Annotated in this window: 18 protein-coding genes; 7 read left to right on the plus strand and 11 right to left on the minus strand. The window is 69.7% G+C overall.

Annotated elements, in window-relative coordinates; all coding sequences use genetic code 11:
• Position 1 precedes the first annotated feature (1 nt).
• Both mraZ and AB663_RS14305 read right to left on the minus strand, forming a co-directional pair.
• Complete coding sequence (mraZ, locus tag AB663_RS14300) at positions 2–433, minus strand: division/cell wall cluster transcriptional repressor MraZ (protein ID WP_067200606.1); 432 nt, start codon at positions 431–433, stop codon at positions 2–4.
• Positions 434–695: 262 nt separating this feature from the next.
• Positions 696–1,067 carry a DUF3040 domain-containing protein gene (locus tag AB663_RS14305; RefSeq protein WP_067200609.1) on the minus strand — a complete coding sequence of 124 codons (372 nt, stop codon included), beginning with the start codon at positions 1,065–1,067 and terminating at the stop codon, positions 696–698.
• A 96-nt stretch (positions 1,068–1,163) separates the two neighbouring features.
• On the opposite strand from AB663_RS14305, the gene AB663_RS14310 reads away from it, so the two are divergent.
• The gene (locus AB663_RS14310) at positions 1,164–2,252 is read left to right on the plus strand and encodes a polyprenyl synthetase family protein (RefSeq protein ID WP_232304559.1); all 1,089 of its coding nucleotides are present in this window, start codon (positions 1,164–1,166) and stop codon (positions 2,250–2,252) included.
• A gap of 41 nt (positions 2,253–2,293) precedes the next feature.
• Here the strand turns inward: AB663_RS14310 and AB663_RS14315 are convergent, their stop codons facing one another.
• Positions 2,294–2,662, minus strand: a complete 369-nt coding sequence (locus AB663_RS14315; RefSeq protein WP_232304560.1) for an Rv2175c family DNA-binding protein — start codon at positions 2,660–2,662, stop codon at positions 2,294–2,296.
• Positions 2,663–2,792: 130 nt separating this feature from the next.
• Here AB663_RS14315 and AB663_RS14320 point away from each other — a divergent pair, with 130 nt between their 5' ends.
• The 3 genes from AB663_RS14320 to AB663_RS14330 all read left to right on the plus strand — a co-directional run bounded on the left by AB663_RS14320 (position 2,793) and on the right by AB663_RS14330 (position 8,870).
• Entirely contained in the window at positions 2,793–3,947 is a 1,155-nt protein-coding gene (locus AB663_RS14320; protein ID WP_067200618.1) for a LysM peptidoglycan-binding domain-containing protein, read from the plus strand.
• 76 nt (positions 3,948–4,023) lie between these two features.
• Positions 4,024–5,979 (plus strand): Stk1 family PASTA domain-containing Ser/Thr kinase, encoded by a 1,956-nt coding sequence (pknB, locus tag AB663_RS14325; protein ID WP_067200621.1) that lies wholly within the window; start codon positions 4,024–4,026, stop codon positions 5,977–5,979.
• Between the two features lie 122 nt (positions 5,980–6,101).
• A complete protein-coding gene (locus tag AB663_RS14330) occupies positions 6,102–8,870 on the plus strand; it encodes an esterase-like activity of phytase family protein (RefSeq protein ID WP_067200623.1) in 2,769 nt (922 codons plus the stop codon).
• Between the two features lie 92 nt (positions 8,871–8,962).
• Here the strand turns inward: AB663_RS14330 and AB663_RS14335 are convergent, their stop codons facing one another.
• Together AB663_RS14335 and AB663_RS14340 are read right to left on the minus strand one after the other, a co-directional pair.
• Positions 8,963–10,303 carry a class II 3-deoxy-7-phosphoheptulonate synthase gene (locus AB663_RS14335; protein WP_067200626.1) on the minus strand — a complete coding sequence of 447 codons (1,341 nt, stop codon included), beginning with the start codon at positions 10,301–10,303 and terminating at the stop codon, positions 8,963–8,965.
• Positions 10,304–10,312: 9 nt separating this feature from the next.
• Positions 10,313–11,029 carry a lysophospholipid acyltransferase family protein gene (locus tag AB663_RS14340; RefSeq protein WP_067202806.1) on the minus strand — a complete coding sequence of 239 codons (717 nt, stop codon included), beginning with the start codon at positions 11,027–11,029 and terminating at the stop codon, positions 10,313–10,315.
• 149 nt (positions 11,030–11,178) lie between these two features.
• Between AB663_RS14340 and AB663_RS14345 the strand changes: the two genes are divergently transcribed.
• The gene (locus tag AB663_RS14345; protein ID WP_067200630.1) at positions 11,179–13,011 is read left to right on the plus strand and encodes an AMP-dependent synthetase/ligase; all 1,833 of its coding nucleotides are present in this window, start codon (positions 11,179–11,181) and stop codon (positions 13,009–13,011) included.
• A 9-nt stretch (positions 13,012–13,020) separates the two neighbouring features.
• Here AB663_RS14345 and AB663_RS14350 read toward each other — a convergent pair whose 3' ends face one another.
• The 3 genes from AB663_RS14350 to AB663_RS14360 form a co-directional block, all read right to left on the minus strand.
• The gene (locus AB663_RS14350; RefSeq protein WP_067200633.1) at positions 13,021–13,512 is read right to left on the minus strand and encodes a peptide deformylase; all 492 of its coding nucleotides are present in this window, start codon (positions 13,510–13,512) and stop codon (positions 13,021–13,023) included.
• Positions 13,512–15,326: a MinD/ParA family ATP-binding protein gene (locus AB663_RS14355; RefSeq protein ID WP_067200636.1), complete on the minus strand. Its 1,815-nt coding sequence runs from the start codon at positions 15,324–15,326 to the stop codon at positions 13,512–13,514. The genes AB663_RS14350 and AB663_RS14355 overlap by 1 nt, the downstream gene beginning before the upstream one ends.
• A gap of 67 nt (positions 15,327–15,393) precedes the next feature.
• A complete protein-coding gene (locus AB663_RS14360) occupies positions 15,394–18,801 on the minus strand; it encodes a pyruvate carboxylase (RefSeq protein WP_067200639.1) in 3,408 nt (1,135 codons plus the stop codon).
• Positions 18,802–18,894: 93 nt separating this feature from the next.
• On the opposite strand from AB663_RS14360, the gene AB663_RS14365 reads away from it, so the two are divergent.
• Positions 18,895–19,707, plus strand: coding sequence for a ParA family protein (locus tag AB663_RS14365; protein WP_067202808.1), 813 nt, complete (start codon positions 18,895–18,897; stop codon positions 19,705–19,707).
• Positions 19,708–19,793: 86 nt separating this feature from the next.
• On the opposite strand, the gene AB663_RS14370 is transcribed toward AB663_RS14365, so the two are convergent.
• The 3 genes from AB663_RS14370 to AB663_RS14380 form a co-directional block, all read right to left on the minus strand.
• Complete coding sequence (locus AB663_RS14370; protein WP_067200642.1) at positions 19,794–20,339, minus strand: MerR family transcriptional regulator; 546 nt, start codon at positions 20,337–20,339, stop codon at positions 19,794–19,796.
• Between the two features lie 99 nt (positions 20,340–20,438).
• Positions 20,439–21,125, minus strand: coding sequence for a transcriptional regulator FtsR (gene ftsR / locus AB663_RS14375; protein WP_067200644.1), 687 nt, complete (start codon positions 21,123–21,125; stop codon positions 20,439–20,441).
• On the minus strand, positions 21,125–21,610 hold the full coding sequence (locus tag AB663_RS14380; protein ID WP_157541113.1) for an FHA domain-containing protein: 486 nt from the start codon (positions 21,608–21,610) through the stop codon (positions 21,125–21,127). The genes ftsR and AB663_RS14380 overlap by 1 nt, the downstream gene beginning before the upstream one ends.
• Positions 21,611–21,709: 99 nt before the next feature.
• On the opposite strand from AB663_RS14380, the gene AB663_RS14385 reads away from it, so the two are divergent.
• On the plus strand, positions 21,710–22,378 hold the full coding sequence (locus AB663_RS14385) for a copper resistance CopC family protein (protein WP_067200647.1): 669 nt from the start codon (positions 21,710–21,712) through the stop codon (positions 22,376–22,378).

The following is a 22,378-nucleotide window of genomic DNA, read 5'->3' on the forward strand; positions in this document are numbered from 1 at the left end:
GTCAGAACAGTCCCGGGATCACCTCCTGCTCGAGTTCTGAGTAGGTCTCCTCGCCGGCTGCGAGGTAGTCGTTCCAGCTCTGTGCGTCCCAGATCTCGGCGTGGGCGCCGACACCGGTGACGATGAGCTCCTTCTGCAGCCCCGCGTACTGACGGAGGTGCGCGGGGATGGTGATGCGGTTCTGGCTGTCGGGCATCTCGGCGCTGGCGCCGGAGAGGAACATGCGCATGAAGTCACGCGCCTGCTTGTTGGCGAGCGGCGCCTGACGGATCCGCTCGTGCATGGACTCGAACTCGGCCGTGCTGAAGACGTAGAGGCAGCGCTCCTGACCCCGGGTGACGACGACGCCGCCGCCCAGGTCCTCACGGAACTTCGCGGGGAGGATGACCCGCCCCTTGTCGTCCAGCTTCGGTGAGTGCGTACCCAGGAGCATCGGCCATCACCCCCTCTTCGTCCGGCCAACTTCGAGGTGCGCCCCACTTTACTCCACTTCCCTCCACTTTCCTACGAAAATTCGGCGAGATGCCGCCGGAGTTCACCCAGCACCGCGACGACTCCCCCGGAATGCCGCGGAAGAACGGGGTGGAGCGTGGGTGGAGGGCAGTGGAGGGGCAGTGGAGGAACTGCCCGCCAGAGGGCATGAAAAAGGCCCGGATGCTCAGTGCATCCGGGCCTGTGGTCTGGTGGTGGTGCGGTCAGCGACCGTCTTGGCGGCGGTCCCATCGGTCGTTCATGCGGTCCATGAAGGACGCGTGCTTCTGCGAAGAGGTGGCGCGCTCACGCGGCGCAGCGGGGACGGATCGTCGCACCGGCGTGACGGCGACCATGACGCCGCCCAGCATCGCCGCGAACGAGACGACGCCGACGACGATCCCCCAGACATCTCCGAGGACGACGCCGACGATCAGTCCGCCGATGCCGGCGAGCAGCAGCAGCGCTCCGTAGACGAGATTCCGATAGCTCAACGTGCGGTCGCCAGTAGGCGCGCTCACGACGTCGGCGTCATTGTGCAAGAGATGGCGTTCCATCTCGTCGAGCAGACGCTGCTCCTGTTCGGAGAGTGGCATTTCGTCCCCCTCGGGTGTCTTCCGATCATTCTACGCGCGGACCGCGTTCCGGGGTAGCGGATCAGCGCCGGAATGCCTTTACGTATGCTGGGAGTCGTGCCGCCCCTCACCCCCGTCGCCGAAGCGGTCGCCGACCGCCTCGCCCTGTTCGTCTCCGGCATGCGGGAAGAGGCCGTCGAGTACGGTCCGGATGCCGGTGCGATGCTCGACGCCGCGGCCTCCACGCTCATCGGCGGCAAGCGGCTCAGGGCACGGTTCTGCCACGCAGGCTGGCGTGCCGTCGCCCGCATGGACGCCCCGGGGATCGCCGAGCCGGATGCGCTGTGGGACGTCTGCGCGGCCCTGGAGATCTTCCAGTCGGCGGCGCTCGTGCACGACGACCTCATCGACAACTCGGACACCCGGCGGGGTCGACCCGCGGCCCACCGCGCGCTCGAGGGATCGCATCGCGACTCCGGCTGGTCGGGCGACGCTGCGGCCTTCGGGCGCTCGTCGGCCGTGCTCCTCGGCGACCTCCTCGTGGCGTGGAGCGACGATCTGCTCGAGCAGGGACTCGACGGGCACCCCCAGGCCGCGGCCGTCCGCCGTGAGTACGCGCGCATGCGTCGCGACGTCACCACCGGGCAGTTCCTCGACATCGCGGAGGAGTCGGCCTGGAGCGTGAACGCCACCGAGTCGCACCTGGAGCGCGCGCTGCGCATCGCATCGCTCAAGTCGGCCAGGTACAGCATCGAGCAGCCGCTCGTGCTGGGCGGAGCGCTCGCCGGCGGATCGGCGCCGCAGCTCGATGCGCTGCGGCGGTTCGGGCACCCCCTCGGCATGGCCTTCCAGCTCCGCGACGACGTGCTGGGCGTCTTCGGGGATGCCGCAGTGACCGGCAAGCCCGCAGGAGACGATCTGCGGGAGGGGAAGCGCACGGCGCTGGTCGCCCTCACGCGCTCGCGGGTCGACCGTGCGACCCGCGACCTGCTGGACGAGATGATCGGCGACGACGACCTGACGGCGGAACAGGTCGCCGTGGTGCAGTCCATGATGACCGGCTCCGGCGCGCTCGACGAGCTGGAGGCGATGATCGAGCGCTACACGACCGCCGCGGACGACGCCCTCGCGGACGCACCTCTGGCTTCCGAGGCCGTGTCGGACCTGCGGGAGCTGGCCCGTGCGGCGACGCACAGGGCGGCCTGAGAACCCGTCGCCTTTCGGCGTGCCGCCGGAGCGGGCGCCGCTCAGGCGAGCGTGCGTGCTATCCGCCGCACCTCGCTCTTGTGCCCGTCGCGCAACGCCGCGATGGGCGTGCGCCCGAGCGTGTCCTCCTCGCTGAGGAGCCAGTCGATGAGCTCGTCGTCGCTGAACCCTGCGTCCTGCAGGGCGATGATCGTGCCGCGGAGCGAGGGAAGCGGGTGACCGTCGACGATGAACACCGAGGGGACGGCGTACACGCCGCTGCGCTTCGAGCCGATGAGGTAATGCTCGTCGATGAGGCGCCGCACCCGGCCGAGGGGTTCACCGAGAGCCTCGACGAGATCGGGAAGTGTGAGCCATTCGACGGCGTCGGGGGCGGTCACGTTGTCGTCGTTTCCTGGATGCGCAGACACGATGCCACTATCTCACCTCCGTGGGACGATCGCATATCGTCACACCAGTCACAGGTGACACTTTCGTCACTCCTGTTGACATCCGTTAACAGACGTGTCAGCGTAGGCAGACGCCGAACCAGGGGGAACCGTGAGACAGAGCACCGCCGCACGCCGCGCCCGTCTGCTGCAGATCGGCACGCCCGTCGCCGTCCTCGGCGCGCTCGCCGGAGCGCTGTCGGCGGCCCCGGCTGCAGCCGAGGCGTCCGCTCCCCCGGCCGGCCGCCTGCAGCTCGGCCCCGCGCGCCTGACCGCGACGCCCCCGACGTACGTCGTGCAGCCCGGAGACACGGTCTACGACATCGCACGCCGCTTCGGCCTGCGCACGGCCGACGTCCTCGCCTGGAACGGCCTGACCGGACGCTCCGTGATCCGCCCCGGCCAGACGCTGGCGCTGAGCGGGCCCGCGGCCCCCGCTCCCGCTCCTGCTGCGCCGGCGCCGGTCGCCGCCACGCACGTCGTCGTGACCGGAGACACGGTGTACGGGATCGCCCGAACCCACGGCACCACCGTCGACGCGATCCTCTCCCTCAACGGCCTCAGCGGGGACTCGGTCATCTACCCGGGCCAGACCATCGCGGTCGCGGGTGCCCCCGTTGCCCCCGCCGCGCCGGCCGCCGTCGCCGCTCCGGCCCTCTCGGCTGCTCAGAGTCATGTCGTCGCAGCCGGCGACACGCTCTTCGGCATCGCGAAGACCTACGGCACCACGACGGCGACGCTCTACGCACTCAACGGCCTCGGCCCAGGTTCGATCATCTACCCGGGCCAGAGCATCGTCGTCGCCGCTCCGCCTGCTTCCTCTCCTGCCGCGGCATCCGCCCCGATCCAGCGCACGGCCTCCCTGGACGGCGAACAGGCCGCCAACGCCGCGGGCATCATCGCGATCGGCCGGCAGCTCGGGGTCCCGGACCGCGGGATCGCCATCGCCCTCGCGACGGCGATGGTCGAGTCCGGCATGCGCAATCTCGACTGGGGCGACCGCGATTCGCTCGGCCTCTTTCAGCAGCGCCCCAGCACCGGGTGGGGGACGCCGGAGCAGGTGCGCGACGTCGATCGCAGCATCCGCGCCTTCTACGGTGGGCAGGGCGACCCCAACGGTCAGGTCACGCGCGGCCTCCTCGACATCCCGGGGTGGGAGACGATGGCCTTCACCGACGCAGCGCAGGCCGTGCAGATCTCGGCGTATCCGGATCGTTACGGTCAATGGGAGACGCAGGCGCACCAGTGGCTGGCGCTCTACGGGTGACGCTCCAGGCGAAACCTCAGCCTCTGGGGGCGAGCCGTTCCCAGGGCTTTCAGCCAGCCTTCCATAGAATCTTGACGTGACGACCAATCAGCAGGCCGACCCCCTCATCGGGCGGCTTGTCGACGGTCGGTACCGGGTCAGGGCACGCATCGCCCGCGGCGGGATGGCGACGGTCTACGTCGCGACCGATCTGCGCCTCGAGCGCCGCATCGCGCTGAAGGTGATGCACGCGCACCTCAGCGACGACTCGAACTTCCAGAGCCGGTTCATCCAGGAGGCCAGGGCCGCCGCCCGCCTCGCCGACCCGCACGTCGTGAACGTCTTCGACCAGGGCCAGGACGGCGAACTCGCCTATCTCGTGATGGAGTACCTGCCCGGCATCACGCTGCGCGAGCTCCTGCGAGAGCAGAAGCGCCTCACGGTGTCGCAGACGATCACGATCATGGATGCCGTGCTCGCAGGCCTCTCGGCCGCGCATCGCGCCGGCATCGTGCATCGCGACGTCAAGCCGGAGAACGTCCTGCTCGCCGAGGACGGCCGCATCAAGATCGGCGACTTCGGCCTCGCGCGTGCCACGACCGCCAACACCGCGACGGGGCAGCAGCTCCTCGGCACGATCGCGTACCTGGCCCCGGAGCTGGTGACACGGGGCACGGCCGACGCACGCAGTGACATCTACGCCCTCGGCATCATGCTGTACGAGATGCTCGTGGGCGAGCAGCCGTACAAGGGCGAACAGCCCATGCAGATCGCGTTCCAGCATGCGACGGAGTCGGTGCCGCGGCCCAGCGTCCGGAACCCCGCCGTTCCCGAGCAGCTCGACGAGCTGGTGCTGTGGGCCACGGAGAAGTCCCCCGACGAACGCCCGGACGACGCCCGCCAGATGCTCGACCGGCTGCGCGAGATCGAGCGCGACCTCGGCATCGCTCCCGCCGTCGCCGCCGCCACGGCACCGCAGCGCGCCCAGGCCGACTCGGGCGATCTGACGAAGGTCATGCCGGGCACCCTGCCGATCCCGGATGCCGCAGCCCCCGCAACCGCCCCTGCCGACAACGCGACGCTTCTGCGACGGCGTGCGTCGAAGCGGCGCGCCCGCGGTGCCCTGCTCCTGTCTCTCGTGCTTCTGCTGGCGACCATCGCCGGCGGTCTCGGCTGGTGGTTCGGTTCAGGTCCGGGGTCGCTCGTCGCCGTGCCCGCCGTCGCCGGCATGTCGTACGACGACGCGGCAGCCGCGCTGACGGCGGAGGGCTTCGTGCCCCATCGCGAGGAGGAGTTCTCCGTCGACGTCGATGCCGGAACCGCCATCCGCTCGGAACCCGGGGAGGGCGAGCGTCTCGAGAAGGGCGTCGCCGTCGCCGTCGTGGTCTCAGCCGGCCCCGCCTCGCACGATCTCGGTCCCCTGGCGGGTGCCGACGCCGCGAGCGTCCGCGAGCAGTTGACGGCTGCGAACCTCGACCTCACTGACGACGAGAAGTACTTCGACGACCTCGACGAGGGCAAGGTGCTCAACGTGCGCATCACCCCGCGCGACGGAGGCGACGCGTTCGGCTGCGACCAGGGCTGCACCGTGCACGAGAAGGACACCGCCACCATCCAGGTGTCGGTCGGGCCGGTGCCGGACGTCAGCGGCATGACGATCGACCAGGCGACCAAGACGCTCACCGACAAGGGACTCGTCGTGAGCCCGGAGCACATCCAGAACTTCAGCGAGGACGTGGCCAAGGACAAGGTCCTCGGGTACGCCGACCGCGCGCAAGAGGGCCCGTGGCGGCCGGGCGACACGATCCAGCTCATCGTGTCCAAGGGGCCCGAGCTCTTCGAGGTGCCCGATGTCAAGGGCATGACCCGCGACAAGGCGAAGGATGCGCTCTCGAAGGCCGGCTTCCGCTGGACCTACACGAGCGACACTCTGATCCCGGATGGCGCCTGGGACCTGCTCGACGACAAGAACACGAAGGTGCGCTCATACACGCCCTCCGACCCGCAGCGCAAGGGCGCCACGATCACGCTGGAGATGGGGCTCAACGACTAGCGGGGCACCGCCACCTGTCGTTCACCTTTCGGCCACCGCCGCGCAAGGCCACGGGCACCTTCCGGACTCCCACGGGCAACACCCTGACGGAGAACCCGTCCCCCGTTACCCGGAGTGTGTCCATGCCCTCTCGTCCCGTGCCCGCCGCGGTGCTCGCGGCCTGCCTGCTCGCCGGTGCCGTCGGCGCAGCCGTCCCGGCATCTGCCGCGCCGTCGCCCGCCGGCTCTTTCACCCGAACCGCGACCTTCCCCGTATACCTCAACGCGCCGGCGGATGTCGACCCGTCGGCACCGACCGTCGCGGAGATCTCCACGATCACCCAGGACGGCACCGTCGTGTACACCGACGCGCTCGGCAAGCGCATCGGATTCGTCGATGTGACCGATCCAGCCGCGCCGAAGGGCACCGGAACCGTCTCGCTGGCCGATCTCGGGCACGCCGACGACCAGCCCACCTCGGTCGCCGCATACGGCGACTACATCCTCGTCGTGATCGACGAGACGGGCGGCGACTACACCTCACCGCGCGGACGACTCGACGTGCTGCGGGCTTCAGACCGCTCGCTCGTGCGTTCCCTGGATCTCGGCGGGCAGCCCGATTCCATCGCGATCTCCCACGACGGCGCTTATGCGGCGATCGCGATGGAGAACCAGCGCGACGAAGACGCCACGCCTGAGGGAGGCGACGAGGGCGACCTCCCGCAGCTGCCCGGCGGCTTCGTGCAGGTGCTCGATCTCGGTCCTGACCCCGCGGCGTGGTCGGCGACACCGGTGTCGTTCCTCGCCGAAGACGGCTCTCCGCTGCCCATCGTCGCGGCATCCGGGATCGACACCCCGCAGGATCCTGAGCCGGAGTACGTCACGATCGACGACAGGAACCAACTCGCCGTCACGCTGCAGGAGAACAACGGGATCGCGATCATCGACCTCGCGACGAAGACGCTCACCTCGGTGTTCTCGGCCGGCAGTGTGGCGGTCAGCGGCATCGACACGGTCAAGGACGGACGCATCGACCTCACCGGGTCGATTCCCGCCACTCCCCGCGAGCCGGATGCGATCGCCTGGGTCGGCGACGGACTCGTGGCGACGGCCAACGAGGGCGACTGGAAGGGCGGCACCCGCGGTTGGACGGTGTTCCGCACCGACACCGGCGAGCCGGTGTGGGACGCGGGGGCTTCGTTCGCGAACATCGCCGTGCAGCACGGCCTGCACAACGAGGACCGCGCCGCCAAGAAGGGCGCGGAGCCGGAGGGTCTCGCCTTCGCCGAGTTCCACGGCACGCCATACGTGTTCGTGGCGAGCGAGCGCTCCAACTTCGTCGCCGTCTACGACATGTCGCAGCCGACCTCACCGGCGTTCGTGCAGCTCCTGTTCACGACGAACGGCCCTGAGGGCATCCTCCCGGTGCCGGAGCGCGATCTCCTCGTCGTCTCGAGCGAGACCGACGACGCCGAGGCCGGCGTGCGCGCCTCCGTCAGCGTCTTTACCTTCGGTCAGAACGGCGGTTCGCAGCCCGGCATCGTGTCCGATGTCGTCGACGGCACCCCCATCGGGTGGTCTGCACTCGGCGCCCTTTCCGGACACCCGACGGACGCCTCGCTCCTGTATGCCGCGAGCGACGCCGTGGTCTCCCCCGCCACCATCTACACCGTCGACGTGTCGGCCGCGCCGGCACGCATCATCTCGTCGCTGCAGGTCCACGACGGCGGATCTCCGATCGCGCTGGATGTCGAAGGCATCGCCGCCGCGGCGGACGGCGGCTTCTGGCTCGCGGTCGAAGGAGCCGAGGGAAGCGGCAACCAGATCGTGCACACGGATGCCGCCGGGCTCATCACGGCTCGGTACCCGCTTCCGGCCGACGTCGCAGCCCACGTGGGCAAATGGGGCTTCGAAGGTGTGACGATCACGGGCGAGGGCGACGGCCTGCGTGTGTGGAGCGTGCTCCAGCGCCCTCTGTGGACCGACCCTGCGGACGTGGACGCGGGAACCGTCGACGGCGCCGAGGTGGCCAGGATCGGCCGTCTCGACCCCGCGACCGGCGCGTGGGCGTGGTTCGGCTACCGTTTGGATTCCACGGAGGCACCCGGCGACTGGATCGGCCTGTCGGAGATCACCGCGATCGATGACGACACCTTCGCGCTCATCGAACGCGACAAGCTCAACGGCCCGGCTGCGGCTGTGAAGCGCATCACGCGCGTCGACATCCCGGAGGGCGTCGAACCGTCCGCGTTCGGTGAGCCGCTCACGGTGCTCGACAAGACCACGGCCATCGACGTGCTCCCCGCGCTGCGCACCACCGCCGGATGGACGCAGGAGAAGCTCGAGGGCTTCACGGTTGCGGCGGACGGCCGCCTGTACGCGGTGACGGACAACGACGGCCTCAAGGACGCGACGGGCGAGACCGTGTTCCTCCGACTCGGCGAAGCCGCAGAGGTCTTCCCCGACGACTCCGAACCTGCGGAGCCCGCCGCGATCTCCCTGAGCACCGCGTCGGTGGCGGCGGGCGGCGCGGTCGAGGTGACGGGCACCGGGTTCCCGGCGTCCAGCACGGTCCGCATCGAGCTGCACAGCGATCCTGTGGTGCTCGGCACCGCCGCGACCGATGCCGACGGAGCACTCCGGTTCTCGGCGACCATCCCCGCCGAGACCGCACCGGGCGCCCACGAGATCGTCGCCGTCTCCGGCGACGTCACGGCGCGGTCCGCACTGACGGTGACGGCGGCGGCATCCGGCGGCGCCACGGCTCCCGAACCCGGGCGTGGTGTCGAGTCACGGCCGGGAGACCTGGCGACGTCGGGCGGCGACGCGGCGTGGGTGCTTCCCGCCGTGCTGGGTGCCGGCGCGCTCGTCGCCGCAGGCGCCCTGCTCGCGCTGCGGCGGCGCGGAGCCTGACCCGAGCCTGACGGCTCCGACGCAGAACCGCCCCGTCCGTGATGGACGGGGCGGTTCTGTTCGTGACGGACTCCGTGGTCGATGCTCGGCGCTCAGCGCTTCTCGAGCTCCTCGGCGACGAGGAACGCCAGTTCCAGGCTCTGCATGTGGTTCAAACGCGGGTCGCACAGGCTCTCGTAGCGCGTCGCAAGCGCGGCCTCGTCGATCTGCTCGGATCCGCCGAGGCACTCCGTCACGTCGTCGCCGGTGAGCTCCACGTGGATCCCGCCGGGGAACGTGCCGACTGCCCTGTGCGCTTCGAAGAAGCCCCTGACCTCGTCGACCACGTCGTCGAAGCGCCGCGTCTTGTAGCCGGTGGGGGTCGTGATGCCGTTGCCGTGCATGGGGTCGGTGACCCACAGCGGGGTGGCGCCCGAGTCCTTCACAGCCTCGAGCAGCGGCGGCAGCGCATCGCGGATCTTGCCAGCGCCCATGCGGGTGATGAAGGTCAGGCGACCGGGTTCGCGCTCGGGGTCGAGCTTGTCGATGAGCGCGAGCGCCGTCTCGGGCGTCGTGGTGGGTCCCAGCTTCACCCCGATGGGGTTGCGGATGCGCGAGAAGTAGTCCACATGCGCCCCGTCGAGGTCGCGCGTGCGCTCCCCGATCCAGAGGAAGTGCGCCGAGGTGTTGTACGGCAGGCCGGTGCGGGAGTCGATGCGGGTCATCGGGCGCTCGTAGTCCATGAGCAGACCCTCGTGCCCTGTGAAGAACTCGACGCGCTTGAGCTCGTCGAAGTCGGCGCCCGCCGCCTCCATGAACTTGATGGCCCGATCGATCTCGGCAGCCATCCGTTCGTAGCGCTGGTTGGCCGGGTTCTGCGCGAATCCCTTGTTCCACGAGTGCACCTCGCGGAGGTCGGCGAAGCCGCCCTGCGTGAACGCGCGGATCAGGTTCAGGGTCGACACCGCCGTGTGATAGCCCTGCAGCAGGCGACCGGGGTCGGCCTGACGCGATGCCTCAGTGAAGTCGTAGCCGTTGACGATGTCGCCTCGGTACGCCGGAAGGGTGACCTCGCCGCGCGTCTCGGTGTCGCTCGACCGCGGCTTGGCGAACTGCCCTGCCATGCGCCCCATCTTCACGACCGGCATCGATGCACCGTACGTGAGCACCACGGCCATCTGCAGCACGGTCTTGATCCTGTTGCGGATCTGATCGGCCGTGGCGCCGGCGAACGTCTCGGCGCAGTCGCCGCCCTGCAGCAGGAAGGCGTTGCCTGACGCCGCGCGGGCCAGGCGGTCGCGCAGGTTGTCGACCTCTCCGGCGAAGACGAGCGGCGGCAAGGTCGCGATCTGCGCGGAGACCTCCGCGACGCGCTCGTTGTCGGGCCACTGCGGCTGCTGCTTGATCGGGAGCGAGCGCCACGCGTCAAGCGCGTCGATGTGGTGCTGGAGCATGCCCCCAGCCTACTGGGATCGGGAGGTGCCGGAACGCCGCGTGGCAGCAGCTGGAAGCCGGTCCTTCACCGTCGAGGCGTACACGTCCTCGTACTCCTGCGCACCGAGCCGCTGCAGCGCGACCATGATCTCGTCGGTGACGGAGCGGAGGATGTAACGGTCGTTCTCCATCCCCGCGTAGCGCGAGAAATCGAGCGGCTCGCCGATGACCACGCCGACGCGCATGACTCGAGGGATGCGCTGCCCGATCGGCATGGCCGTGTCGGTGTCGACCATGATGACCGGGATCACGGGAACCTTGGCTTCGAGCGCCATGCGAGCGATGCCGGTGCGTCCGCGGTACAGCTTGCCGTCAGGACTCCGCGTGCCCTCCGGATAGATGCCGAGGAGATCGCCTCGTCCGAGCACCTGGAGCCCGGTGTTCAAGGAGGCCTCCGACGCCTTGCCTCCTGAGCGGTCGATGGGGAGCTGCCCCGTGGCCTTCATGAAGAAGCGGGTCGCCCAGCCCTTCAGTCCTCGCCCGGTGAAGTAGTCGCTCTTGGCGAGGAAGGAGACGGGCCTGTCGAGCATCAGCGGCAGGAAGATCGAGTCGGCGAACGAGAGGTGGTTGCTCGCGAGGATCGCCGCGCCGCTCGACGGGACGTTCGCGCGCCCGACCACCCACGGTCGGAAGATCGCCTTGACCGCAGGGCCGATAACGACGTACTTCATCAGCCAGTAGAACATCGAGGTGAAGTCTAGCGCCGCCGGGCGTCCGCGCCGATGCGGCATCCGGGGATCACCCACGACGCGACTGAGTCTCATCTGGCCTGCGACCGGATGCCATGTCGTAGACTCGGAGCATCACATGCCCGACCGGTGCCGAAGGAGCTGCCGTGGTCCAGTTCGAAGTCCCCGCCGTCGTCCCCGCCGACCCGGACGCCAACATCTCCGACATCCTCGCCGAGCGCGTCAGAGCCACGCCGGATCTCGCCCTCTTCTCCGTGCCCGAGGGCGACGGATGGCGCGACATCTCCGCCGCGGATTTCCAGACCGCCGTCATCGCCCTGGCCAAGGGGTTCGCCGCCGCCGGCATCCAGCCGGGCGAGAAGGTGGGGTTCCTCGCCAGGACCACCTACGAATGGACGCTCGTCGACTTCGCGCTCTTCTACGCCGGCGCGGTGATGGTGCCGATCTACGAGACCAGCTCGCCGTCGCAGATCCAGTGGATCCTCGAGGATTCCGGCGCCATCGCCCTCATGGTCGAGTCGCCCGAGCACTTCTCGCGCGTCGATGAGGTGCGCGGCGACCTGCCGCTGATCCGCGAGGTGTGGCAGATGCACCTCGGCGCGATCGATGCGCTCGTCGCCCAGGGCGCCTCCGTCGATGACGCGGAGATCGAACGCCGGCGTCACCTCGCGAAGGGCTCGGACATCGCGACGCTCATCTACACCTCCGGATCGACCGGCCGGCCGAAGGGCTGTGTGCTCACACACAGCAACTTCGTCGAGCTCGCCCGCAACTCCGCCAAGGCCCTGGACGAGGTCGTGAACACCCCCGGCGCCTCGACGCTCCTGTTCATCACGACCGCGCACGTCTTCGCCCGGTTCATCTCGATCCTCGACGTGCACGCCGGCGTGCGCACCGGGCATCAGCCCGACACGCGCCAGCTGCTTCCCGCGCTCGGGTCGTTCCGGCCGACCTTCCTCCTCGCAGTGCCGCGCGTGTTCGAGAAGGTGTACAACTCCGCAGAGCAGAAGGCCGAGGCCGGCGGCAAGGGAAAGATCTTCCGCGCCGCTGCCGATGTCGCCATCCAGCATTCGATGCTCCTCGAGGAGGGCAAGCCGATCCCGTTCGGCATGAAGCTGAAGTTCGCCCTGTTCAACAAGCTCGTCTACAGCAAGCTGCGCGAGGCGATGGGTGGAAAGGTGGTGTACGCCGTCTCCGGCTCCGCGCCGCTTGGTGCTCGGCTCGGCCACTTCTTCCACAGCCTCGGAGTCGTGATCCTCGAGGGATACGGCCTCACCGAGACGACGGCGCCGGCGACCGTGAACCTCGCCGACAAGTCCAAGATCGGCACGGTCGGACCGGCTCTTCCCGGCGTCGGCATCCGTCTCGCCGACGACGGCGAGATCGAGGTGCGCGGCATCAACGTCTTCAAGGAGTACTGGAACAACCCGGAGGCGACCGCCGAGGCCTTCAGCGAGGGCGGGTGGTTCCGCACCGGCGACATCGGCAGCTTCGACTCCGAGGGCTTCCTCACGATCACCGGCCGCAAGAAGGAGATCATCGTCACGGCCGGAGGCAAGAACGTCTCGCCCGCCGCGCTCGAGGACCCCATCCGCGCCAATCCCATCGTCGGCCAGGTGGTCGTCGTCGGCGATCAGAAGCCGTTCATCTCGGCGCTGATCACTCTCGACCCGGAGATGCTGCCGACGTGGCTTGCGAACAACGGGCTCCCGTCGGACATGTCGCTCGCGGATGCCGCCAAGAACGACGCCGTCCGCGCCGAGGTGCAGCGTGCCGTCGACGCCGCCAACACACGTGTGTCGCGCGCCGAGTCGATCCGCAAGTTCACGATCCTCGACACCGAATGGACGGAGGCCTCGGGACACCTGACCCCGAAGCTGTCGATCAAGCGCAACGTCATCATGAACGACTTCGCCGACGAGATCGCGGCGATCTACGACGAGCCGGTCGCGACCACCAACGTGGCCATCGGCGGCTGAGCCGTCCGCTCAGAACCAGGAGCTCTCGCGCACCTCGCGCATGGCGATCTTGCGGGTCTCCGGGTCCAACCGCGACAGGTAGAGCGTGCCGTCGAGATGATCGGTCTCGTGCTGCAGGGCCTGGGCCAGCAGCCCTTCGCCCTCGAGCACGACCGGGGCGCCATCGAGGTCGATGCCCTCGACGCGTGCCCACGGGTGGCGCAATGCGTCGTGCCACAGCCCCGGCACCGAGAGGCAGCCCTCCCCCGTCGGCACGGGCTCGCCGCGCACCTCGGTGAGCACGGGATTCAGCACGTAGCCGATATCCCCGTCGATGTTGTAGCTGAACGCGCGCAGCGCGACCCCGATCTGGTTGGCGGCGACTCCTGCGCGGCCCGGCAGCGCCACGGTGTCGAGGAGATCCGCGACGAGCGCGCGCACCCCCTCGTCGATGTCCTCGATCGGCGCGCAGACCTGGCGCAGCACCGGATCGCCGAACACGCGGATCTCGCGGACGGCCATCAGGCGGCCTTCGCCCTGAGACCCTCGACGAGGAGGGCAGCCAGCTCGCGCGCGGCGACGCGCGTCTCCGGCTGGAGATTCGCGAACACGATGGTTCCGCCTCCCGCGATCTGGGGGTCGTAAGGGACGCGGACGACCTTCTTCGTCCTCGTCGCGAAATGGGCTTCCAGTTCGTTGAGACGAACGAGCGGAGCGCCGGGCGTCGACTGGTTCAGCACGACGATCGCCTCGCGCGCCTGCTCGGCATAGCCATTGGTCTCGAGCCACGTCAGGGTCTCGGACGCGAGCCGCGCCTCGTCGACGCTGAGTCCGGAGACGATCACGATCTGGTCGGCGAGGTCGAGCGTGGCCGACATGACCGAGTGCACGATACCCGTTCCGGTGTCCGTGAGCACCAGCGAGTAATAGTGAGCCGCGACGTCGGCGACATCGCGATAGTCGCTGTCGCTGAATGCCTCGGCGATGTGGGGGTCGGCGTCGGAGGCGAGCACGTCGAGGCGCGTGGCGTCGCGCGCCACGATCGCGGAGATGTCGTGGTAGCCGCGTACGTCGCCGTGGATCCGCACGAGGTCGCGCACCGACTTGTTGTGATGCGGCCGCGCCACCCGATCGGCGAGCGTGCCGCGATCCGGATTCGCGTCGACCGCGATCACCCGGTCCTCGCGCGCGTCGGCGAGCGCCATTCCGAGGAGCGCGGTGATCGTCGTCTTGCCGACGCCACCCTTGCGTGACAGCACGGGGACGAAGCGCGCACTGCCGGACAGCGGAGCCGCGATGCGGGCAGTCAGCGCCTTGCGCTCCCGTGCCCTGCGGCCGTCGCCGATGTTGATGCGCCGGCCGGAGATCGTGTAGAGGAATTGGCTCCACGCGCCCTCGGGCTCCGGCTTCGTGACCTGAGACGGATCGAGCAGCCGGTCGGCGGTGAGCAGGTCGGCGCTCTCGCGCGAGGAGTCGCCCAGATCGTCGAGCCTCTTCGATGTGAGCGCCACCTCACCGCGCGCGGGGCGCGCCTGCGGCGCCACAGCCTTCGGCGCAGTGTCGTTCACGGTGTGTCCCTTCGTGGTCGACGCGTCGGTGCGCGCTGCGCCCGGCGTGCGATCGGATGCCGACGGGCGCGCGGATGCCGGTGCGGCGGCGGAGCGCGGCGGACGCGACGGCGTGGGCGTCAGTGCGGAGGCCTTCGCCTCGAGATCGGCCCCGGCCCGCGCGATGAATGCGGCGGCGGCAGCGGCCTCGGCTGCGACGACGTCCGCGGGGGCGCCGGCCGGCACGCTCGTCGCCTCGGCCTCCGCCGCGACCACCCGGTCGACCGAAGGCACCTCGTCTTCTTCTGCGGCGGAAGGCGTGGACACCTCCTCCGCCGCCGGCGCTGCGTCATCCGTGGCCGCCGGCGCTGCGTCCTCCGGCGCGCCCGGTGCCGTGTCCTCCGCGGAGGCGAGCGGAGCGTCGGCGTCCACCTGCGCACGCGCGGCCTCCGCGTCGGCATCCGCCGCAGAGCCGTCATCGGCCGGCACGGCGGGCTCGTCGATCTCGATCACGATCGAGGAGCCCAGCGTGGCGGGCTCCTCGACGGCGGAGGGCTCCTCCTCCGGTGCAGCGTCGGGCTCGCGCTCGTCGTCGATGACGAGATCGACGACCTCGCCGTCGACGACCTCGTCGTCGACGAGGTCGTCCTCGTCAGCGGTCGGAAGGGAGACGGTCACCTGCGCGGTGCCGCCCAGGATGCCGATGCCGGCGGTGTCGAGCGACGCGGCGTCGTCGAGCACACCCCGCGACTGTTCGTCATCAGGGTCTGACTTCTTCTTCGGTGTCACGATGCACTCCAAGCGTGTGCGGGCCTCGGGTGCGTCACATGCGTGCGCGGCCCTCGCCCGCACAAGATTAGTGTGCGGGGCTGATGACGACCAAAAGATCTCCCGCGTCCACCTGCTGGGTGGCACCGATCGCCAGCCGCTCCACCACGCCCTCGACGGGCGCCGTGATCGCGGCCTCCATCTTCATGGCTTCGATCGACGCCACCGGCTCACCGGCACGCACCCTGTCGCCGACCTCGACCTTGAGAGTGACCACACCGGAGAACGGCGCGGCCACCTGGCCGGGCACGGAGGTGTCTGCCTTCTCCGCCTCATGCACGTCGACCGCGATCGAACGGTCGCGCACGAAGACAGGACGCAGCTGGCCGTTGAGCGTGGTCATGACCGTGCGCATGCCCTTGTCGTCGGCGTCGCCGATCGCTTCGAGCCCTACGTACAGCTGCACTCCGCGATCGATCTCGACGAGGTGCTCCTGCCCCTGCACGAGACCGTAGAGGTAGTCGCCGGTGGCGAGCACCGACAGGTCGCCGTACTGCTCGCGCGTCTGCGTGAACTCCCGGGTCGGGCCGGGGAACAGCAGCGCGTTCAGACGCGAACGCCGGGTCGCGCTGTCGCCCGCGAGCGCCTTCTCGTCATCCGCGGAGAGCTCCGTCACACCGGTGCGCACCGTGCGCCCTGCGAGCACCTTGGACCGGAACGGCTCCGGCCATCCGCCGGGGAGGTCGCCGAGCTCCCCGGCCATGAAGCCGACCACGGAATCCGGCACGTCGTACCTCTCGGGGTGCGCCTCGAAATCGTCCGGGTCCGCCTTGACGGCCGCGAGGTGCAGCGCGAGGTCGCCGACGACCTTCGACGACGGGGTCACCTTCGGCACGCGGCCCAGGATGCGGTCGGCGGCGGCGTACATGTCCTCGATCAGCTCGAAGTCGTCTGCCAGGCCGAGCGCCTTCGCCTGCTGGCGGAGGTTGGAGAGCTGCCCGCCCGGGATCTCGTGGTGGTACACGCGGCCCGTGGGTCCGGGAAGCCCGGACTCGAACGGGGCGTACTGACGCCGCACGGCCTCCCAGTAGGGCTCGAGGTCGGAGACCCCGGCGAGATCGATCCCGCTGTCTCGCTCGGTGTGCGCGAGCGCAGCCACGAGCGACGAGAGCGACGGCTGGCTCGTCGTCCCGGAAAGAGGAGCGGATGCCGCGTCGACGGCATCCACGCCCGCCGCGCTGGCTGCGAGGAGCGTGGCGAGCTGACCGCCGGGGGTGTCATGCGTGTGCAGGTGCACGGGTAGCTCGAACCGCTCGCGCAGCGCCGTGACCAGGCGAGCGGCCGCGGCGGGGCGCAGGAGCCCCGCCATGTCCTTGATCGCGATGATGTGCGCGCCGGCGTCCACGATCTGCTCCGCCAGCCTCAGGTAGTAGTCCAGCGTGTAAAGGTCCTCGGACGGGTTGAGCAGGTCGCCGGTGTAGCACAGCGCCACCTCGGCGATCGCGGTGCCGGTGCCCCGCACGGCCTCGATCGCAGGGCGCATCTGCTCGACGTCGTTCAGCGCGTCGAAGATGCGGAAGATGTCGACGCCGCTGGCAGCGGCCTCGGCGACGAACGCATCCGTCACGGCCGTCGGGTACGGCGTGTAGCCGACGGTGTTCCGCCCGCGCAGGAGCATCTGGATCGCCACATTGGGCAGCGCCGTGCGCAGCTTGTCCAGTCGCTCCCACGGGTCCTCGCCGAGGAAGCGCAGGGCGACGTCGTAGGTCGCGCCTCCCCAGGCTTCGACGGAAAGCAGACCAGGGGTGAGCCTGGCCAGGTAAGGAGCGGCGGCGACGAGGTCCCTCGTCCGCACCCGCGTGGCGAGCAGCGACTGGTGCGCATCGCGGAACGTCGTGTCCGTGATCGCGAGAGTGGTCTGCGCACGGAGGCTCTTCGCGAAGCCCTCAGGCCCGAGTTCGAGGAGGCGCTGCCGCGAACCTGCCGGCGGTTCGGCGGTCAGGTCGATCGGCGGGAGCTTCGTGAGCGGGTCGGCGACGGCAGGCCGGTTCCCGTGCGGCTTGTTGACGGTGACGTCGACGAGCCAGGTGAGCAGCTTGGTCCCGCGGTCCTTCGACACTCGACCGCGCACGAGGTCGGGCCGCTCGTCGATGAAGGAGGTGCTCACGTCACCGGCGACGAACGCCTCGTCGTCGAGGAGCGCCTGGAGGAACGGGATGTTGGTGGACACGCCCCGGATGCGGAACTCGGCGAGGGCACGGCGCGCACGAGCGACCGCCGCGGGGAAGTCGCGGCCGCGGCAGGTGAGCTTCGCGAGCATCGAGTCGAAGTGAGGGCTGATCTGCGCCCCCTGGTGCACCGTGCCGCCGTCGAGGCGGATGCCGGCGCCGCCGGGCGAGCGGTAGGTGGTGATCTTCCCGGTGTCGGGGCGGAAGCCCTGCGTGGGGTCCTCGGTCGTGATGCGGCACTGCAGCGCGGCTCCGCGGAGGTGCAGATCCTCCTGGCGGAGACCCAGCTCATCGAGGGTCTGCCCCGCCGCGATGCGCATCTGGCTCTGCACGAGGTCGACGTCGGTGACCTCCTCGGTCACGGTGTGCTCGACCTGGATGCGCGGGTTCATCTCGATGAAGACGACCTCGCCCGCGCGCTCCCCCGCCGTCTCCAGCAGGAACTCCACCGTTCCGGCGTTCTCGTAGCCGATCGACCGCGCGAAGGCCACGGCGTATCCGTGCAGAGCGGTGCGGATGCTGTCGTCGAGGTTGGGCGCCGGTGCGATCTCGACGACCTTCTGGTGCCGCCTCTGCACCGAGCAGTCGCGTTCGAACAGGTGCACGGTCTCGCCGGTCTTGTCGGCGAGGATCTGCACCTCGATGTGCCGCGGCCGCACCACGGCCTGCTCGAGGAACATGCGCGGATCGCCGAACGCGCTGGCGGCTTCCCGCATGGCCTCGGCCAGAGCGGGCGCGAGCTCCTCCTTCGTCTCGACGCGGCGCATGCCGCGCCCGCCGCCGCCCGCGACCGCCTTGGCGAAGAGCGGGAAGCCGATCTCGTCCGCCTGCGCCACGAGCGCATCGACGTCGTCGGACGCCTCCGTGGATCGCAGCACGGGCACGCCCGCTTCGATGGCGTGGCGCTTGGCCTCGACCTTGTTGCCTGCCATCTCCAGCACCTTCGCCGGGGGGCCGATGAAGACGATGCCGTTCGCCGCGGCCTTCTCGGCGAGCTCCGGGTTCTCCGACAGGAACCCGTACCCGGGGTAGATCGCGTCGGCACCCGACTCCCGCGCGACGCGGATGATCTCGTCGACGTCGAGATAGGCGCGCACGGGATGCCCGCGATCTCCGATCTCGTACGCCTCATCAGCCTTCAGCCGGTGGACGGAACCCCGGTCCTCGTGAGGGAAGACGGCGACCGTCCTCGCACCCACCTCGTACGCCGCGCGGAATGCGCGGATCGCGATCTCGCCGCGGTTCGCCACAAGGATCTTCGTGAACATGCACACCTCTAAGGGCTCGATGCTCGACGTTTTCGTCGTGCATGGGGCGGGGCTGAGTGTTCCCCCAGCCTAGGGGAAGGTAACGTGGAGTCCGTGCACGTACTCAGCGTCAGCTCTCTCAAGGGAGGCGTCGGCAAGACGACCGTGACTCTCGGACTGGCCTCAGCGGCCTTCGCCCGGGGCGTCAGGACTCTCGTCGTCGACCTCGACCCGCAGTCCGACGTCTCCACCGGCATGGACATCCAGGTCGCCGGTCGACTCAACGTCGCAGACGTCCTGGCGAACCCCAAGGAGAAGGTCGTCCGGCAGGCGATCACCGCCAGCGGCTGGGCGAAGGTGCACCCGGGCACCATCGATGTGCTCATCGGCAGCCCGTCGGCCATCAACTTCGACGGTCCGCACCCGAGCGTCCGCGACGTGTGGAAGCTCGAGGAGGCCCTCGCCGCCGTCGAGGCCGACTATGATCTCGTGCTCATCGACTGCGCACCGTCTCTCAACGCCCTCACCCGCACGGCATGGGCTGCCAGCGACCGCGTGATGGTGGTCACCGAGCCGGGGTTGTTCTCCGTCGCGGCGGCCGACCGCGCGCTGCGTGCGATCGAGGAGATCCGCCGCGGCCTCTCCCCCCGTCTGCAGCCGCTGGGCATCGTGGTCAACCGCGTGCGCCCGCAGTCGATCGAGCACCAGTTCCGCATCAAGGAGCTGCGCGACATGTTCGGCCCGCTCGTCCTGTCTCCGCAGCTTCCCGAGCGCACGTCGCTGCAGCAGGCACAGGGCGCCGCGAAGCCCTTGCACATCTGGCCGGGAGACTCCGCACAGGAGTTGGCCGCCGACTTCGACCTCTTGCTCGACCGGATCATCCGCACTGGGCGCATCCCGGTGCCGGAGAACGGCCCTCAGGCCTGATCCACCGCGCACACGTGAAACGCCCGCTCATCGAGCGGGCGTTCTCCGTTTCTGTCGGATGCGCTCCGGGTCAGTGCCCGGGAGTGTCAGGCCGAGCGCCGGGCACGACGTGCAGACAGCTCGTCGACAGGGTCGGGCGCCGTGGGGTCGAACTCCACGAGCGTCGACTCGACCTCGCGCAGGACCTTTCCGACGGCGATGCCGAAGACGCCCTGACCGCGGCTGACCAGGTCGATCACCTCGTCGTTCGACGTGCACAGGTAGACCGACGCGCCATCGCTCATGAGGGTGGTGCCCGCGAGATCGCGGATGCCGGCCCGGCGCAGCTCTTCCACCGCGGTGCGGATCTGCTGCAGCGAGATGCCGGTGTCGAGAAGGCTCTTCACGAGCTTGAGGACGAGGATGTCGCGGAACCCGTAGAGGCGCTGCGAACCGGAGCCGCTGGCGCCGCGGACGGTCGGCTCCACGAGCTCGGTGCGGGCCCAGTAGTCGAGCTGGCGATACGTGATGCCCGCCGCCCGCGCGGCCACGGCGCCGCGGTAGCCGACCTCGTCATCCATGGCCGGGAGGCCGTCGGTGAAGAGGAGTTCGGTCACGAACCGCGGGTCGCCTGCACGCTCGTCCGCATTCATCTGAAGTCCTCCCTGAAGCTGTTACCTCCACGCTAGAGCAGTGCCATGACACCGGCAACGACATCCGCACCGCTCGGAAGGTGTGTCGCAATCAGTTCGTTACGAAAGGACCCTGGACAGCGCTTCCTTGACGAAATGCGCGCGCACCTCGTCGATCTTCGTCGCGAGTTCGGGGCCCAGTTCGCTCGCCTTGGCACGCGACGCGGCGTCGGTGCGCCGCAGCAGCGCGGACATCGCCGACTCGATGAGCGACACCTCTCGCTCGGCGCTCTGCCGGAGCGATCGCAGATGGCGCGGTTCGATGCCGTGGCGGTCGAGCGCGACGAGTCCGCGCAGCAGCGTCACCGTGCTCTCGGGGTAGGTCTCCTGCGCTGCGATGACGCCGGTGCTGATCGCGTCGTTCAGCAGCTGCGGCCCGGCGCCCGCTGCGGCCAGCAGCTCCTCCCGCCGGTAGCGTCGGGGCGCGGGCGCGATGGACGGCGGAGGCACGATGCCGGCGGACTCGCCGCGGGCCTCGGCTTCGTCGAGCTGTTCGCGGATCACGCTGAGCGGCAGGTAGTGGTCGCGCTGCAGGGTGAGCCCCAGACGCAGGCGCTCGATGTCCGCCTGCGAGAACTTGCGGTACCCCGACTCGGTGCGCGAGGGGGTGACGATGCCCTGCACCTCCAGGAAGCGGAGCTTGCTCGAGGTCAGATCGGGGAACTCGGGCGTCAGCCTCGCGAGCACCTGACCGATGCTCAGCAGGCCCGCGGACGCGGAGCGTTCGCGGGCGGGAGAGGCCGCCATCAGGCGTTCGCCGCCGGACGGTCGGCGGGCGAGGCGAAGAAGTTCAGCCGGAACTTGCCGACGCGCAGCTCGGCACCATCGGTGAGAGCGCTGCGGTCGACCCGCTCGCCGTTGACATACGTGCCGTTGAGCGAGCGCTGATCGATGATCTCGAAAGAGGTGCCGTTCCGGGTGATCTCGGCGTGACGGCGCGACACGGTCACGTCGTCGAAGAAGATGTCTGCCTCGGGGTGGCGTCCGACGGTCGTGACGTCGGTGTCGAGCAGGTAGCGGGCACCGGCAAGAGCGCCGGAGCGGACCAGGAGGAGCGCGGAGCCGGAAGGGAGCGCCGCGATGGCGCTCTGCTCGACGTCGGTCAACTCGACGCCGAACGGCACGAACGACAGGTCGGAGTCATGCCCGAACGTCTGCGTCACGTCGTGCCTCTGCTCGCCGGGACGATGGATCGCGGCGTCTCCGCCCGGTCGGCTCTCGCTGTCAGTCACTGTGCCCTCCTGGTCGTCCAGACTAACCGATCCGGGGCGCCTCGCGGGAGGCTCGTTCACACTCAGCCGTCGCATACCGGCGATTCCTAGGCTGGTCCTGTGAAAACCGCAGCTCGCCGCCTCCCCGCCGCCCCGATCGCCCTCGCCGCAGCACTGCTGACCGCGTTCCTCGTGCTGTTCTCACCGCTGTCGGCATCCGCGCACGACGCACTGGTGGCTTCGTCTCCTGAGGCCGACAGCACCGTGCAGACGCTGCCGTCCGAGCTGACCCTCACCTTCAGCAACAAGCTGATCGACGGCGAGGGCGCGACGGAGGTCGTCGTGACGGATGCCGCGGGGACGGTCGTCTCCGATGGCCCGGCCACCGTGAACGGCGCCGTGGTGACGCAGGGGCTCGTCGCGGAGGCCGACGCCGGCGCGTATCACGTGGTGTGGAGGATCGTGTCCAGCGACGGGCATCCGACGTCGGGCGAATTCTCCTTCGCCGTCGCCGCGAGCACGCGAACGGGCAGCGCGTCGCCGAGCGCCGAGCCGACCGCGACGGCCAGCGCTCCGTCCGCCACGTCCACCCCCACCACGGCACCGGCCGCGGATGCTCCCGCGGAGGGCGACGGCGTCGGCATCTGGCTGCTCGCGATCATCGGGGCGCTCATCGTCGCCGCCGTGATCGTGGTGCTTCTTTCACGTCGTGGAAACCGCGGGACGACCGGCATCCGCGGTGCCGACGGGGCGTCCTCCGAGGCCTCCGACGACCCCTCGGCGCGATAG

It is taken from the genome of Microbacterium sp. XT11, assembly GCF_001513675.1.
Classification (GTDB): domain Bacteria; phylum Actinomycetota; class Actinomycetes; order Actinomycetales; family Microbacteriaceae; genus Microbacterium.

What these genes read in the sequence shown, in the direction of transcription:
- mraZ (WP_067200606.1), bottom strand. Translation starts at nt 433, where the DNA reads ATGCTCCTGGGTACGCACTCACCGAAGCTGGACGACAAGGGGCGGGTC.
- AB663_RS14330 (WP_067200623.1), top strand. Translation starts at nt 6,102, where the DNA reads ATGCCCTCTCGTCCCGTGCCCGCCGCGGTGCTCGCGGCCTGCCTGCTC.
- AB663_RS14340 (WP_067202806.1), bottom strand. Translation starts at nt 11,029, where the DNA reads ATGTTCTACTGGCTGATGAAGTACGTCGTTATCGGCCCTGCGGTCAAG.
- AB663_RS14305 (WP_067200609.1), bottom strand. Translation starts at nt 1,067, where the DNA reads ATGCCACTCTCCGAACAGGAGCAGCGTCTGCTCGACGAGATGGAACGC.
- AB663_RS14335 (WP_067200626.1), bottom strand. Translation starts at nt 10,303, where the DNA reads ATGCTCCAGCACCACATCGACGCGCTTGACGCGTGGCGCTCGCTCCCG.
- AB663_RS14360 (WP_067200639.1), bottom strand. Translation starts at nt 18,801, where the DNA reads ATGTTCACGAAGATCCTTGTGGCGAACCGCGGCGAGATCGCGATCCGC.
- ftsR (WP_067200644.1), bottom strand. Translation starts at nt 21,125, where the DNA reads ATGGCGGCCTCTCCCGCCCGCGAACGCTCCGCGTCCGCGGGCCTGCTG.
- AB663_RS14370 (WP_067200642.1), bottom strand. Translation starts at nt 20,339, where the DNA reads ATGAATGCGGACGAGCGTGCAGGCGACCCGCGGTTCGTGACCGAACTC.
- AB663_RS14350 (WP_067200633.1), bottom strand. Translation starts at nt 13,512, where the DNA reads ATGGCCGTCCGCGAGATCCGCGTGTTCGGCGATCCGGTGCTGCGCCAG.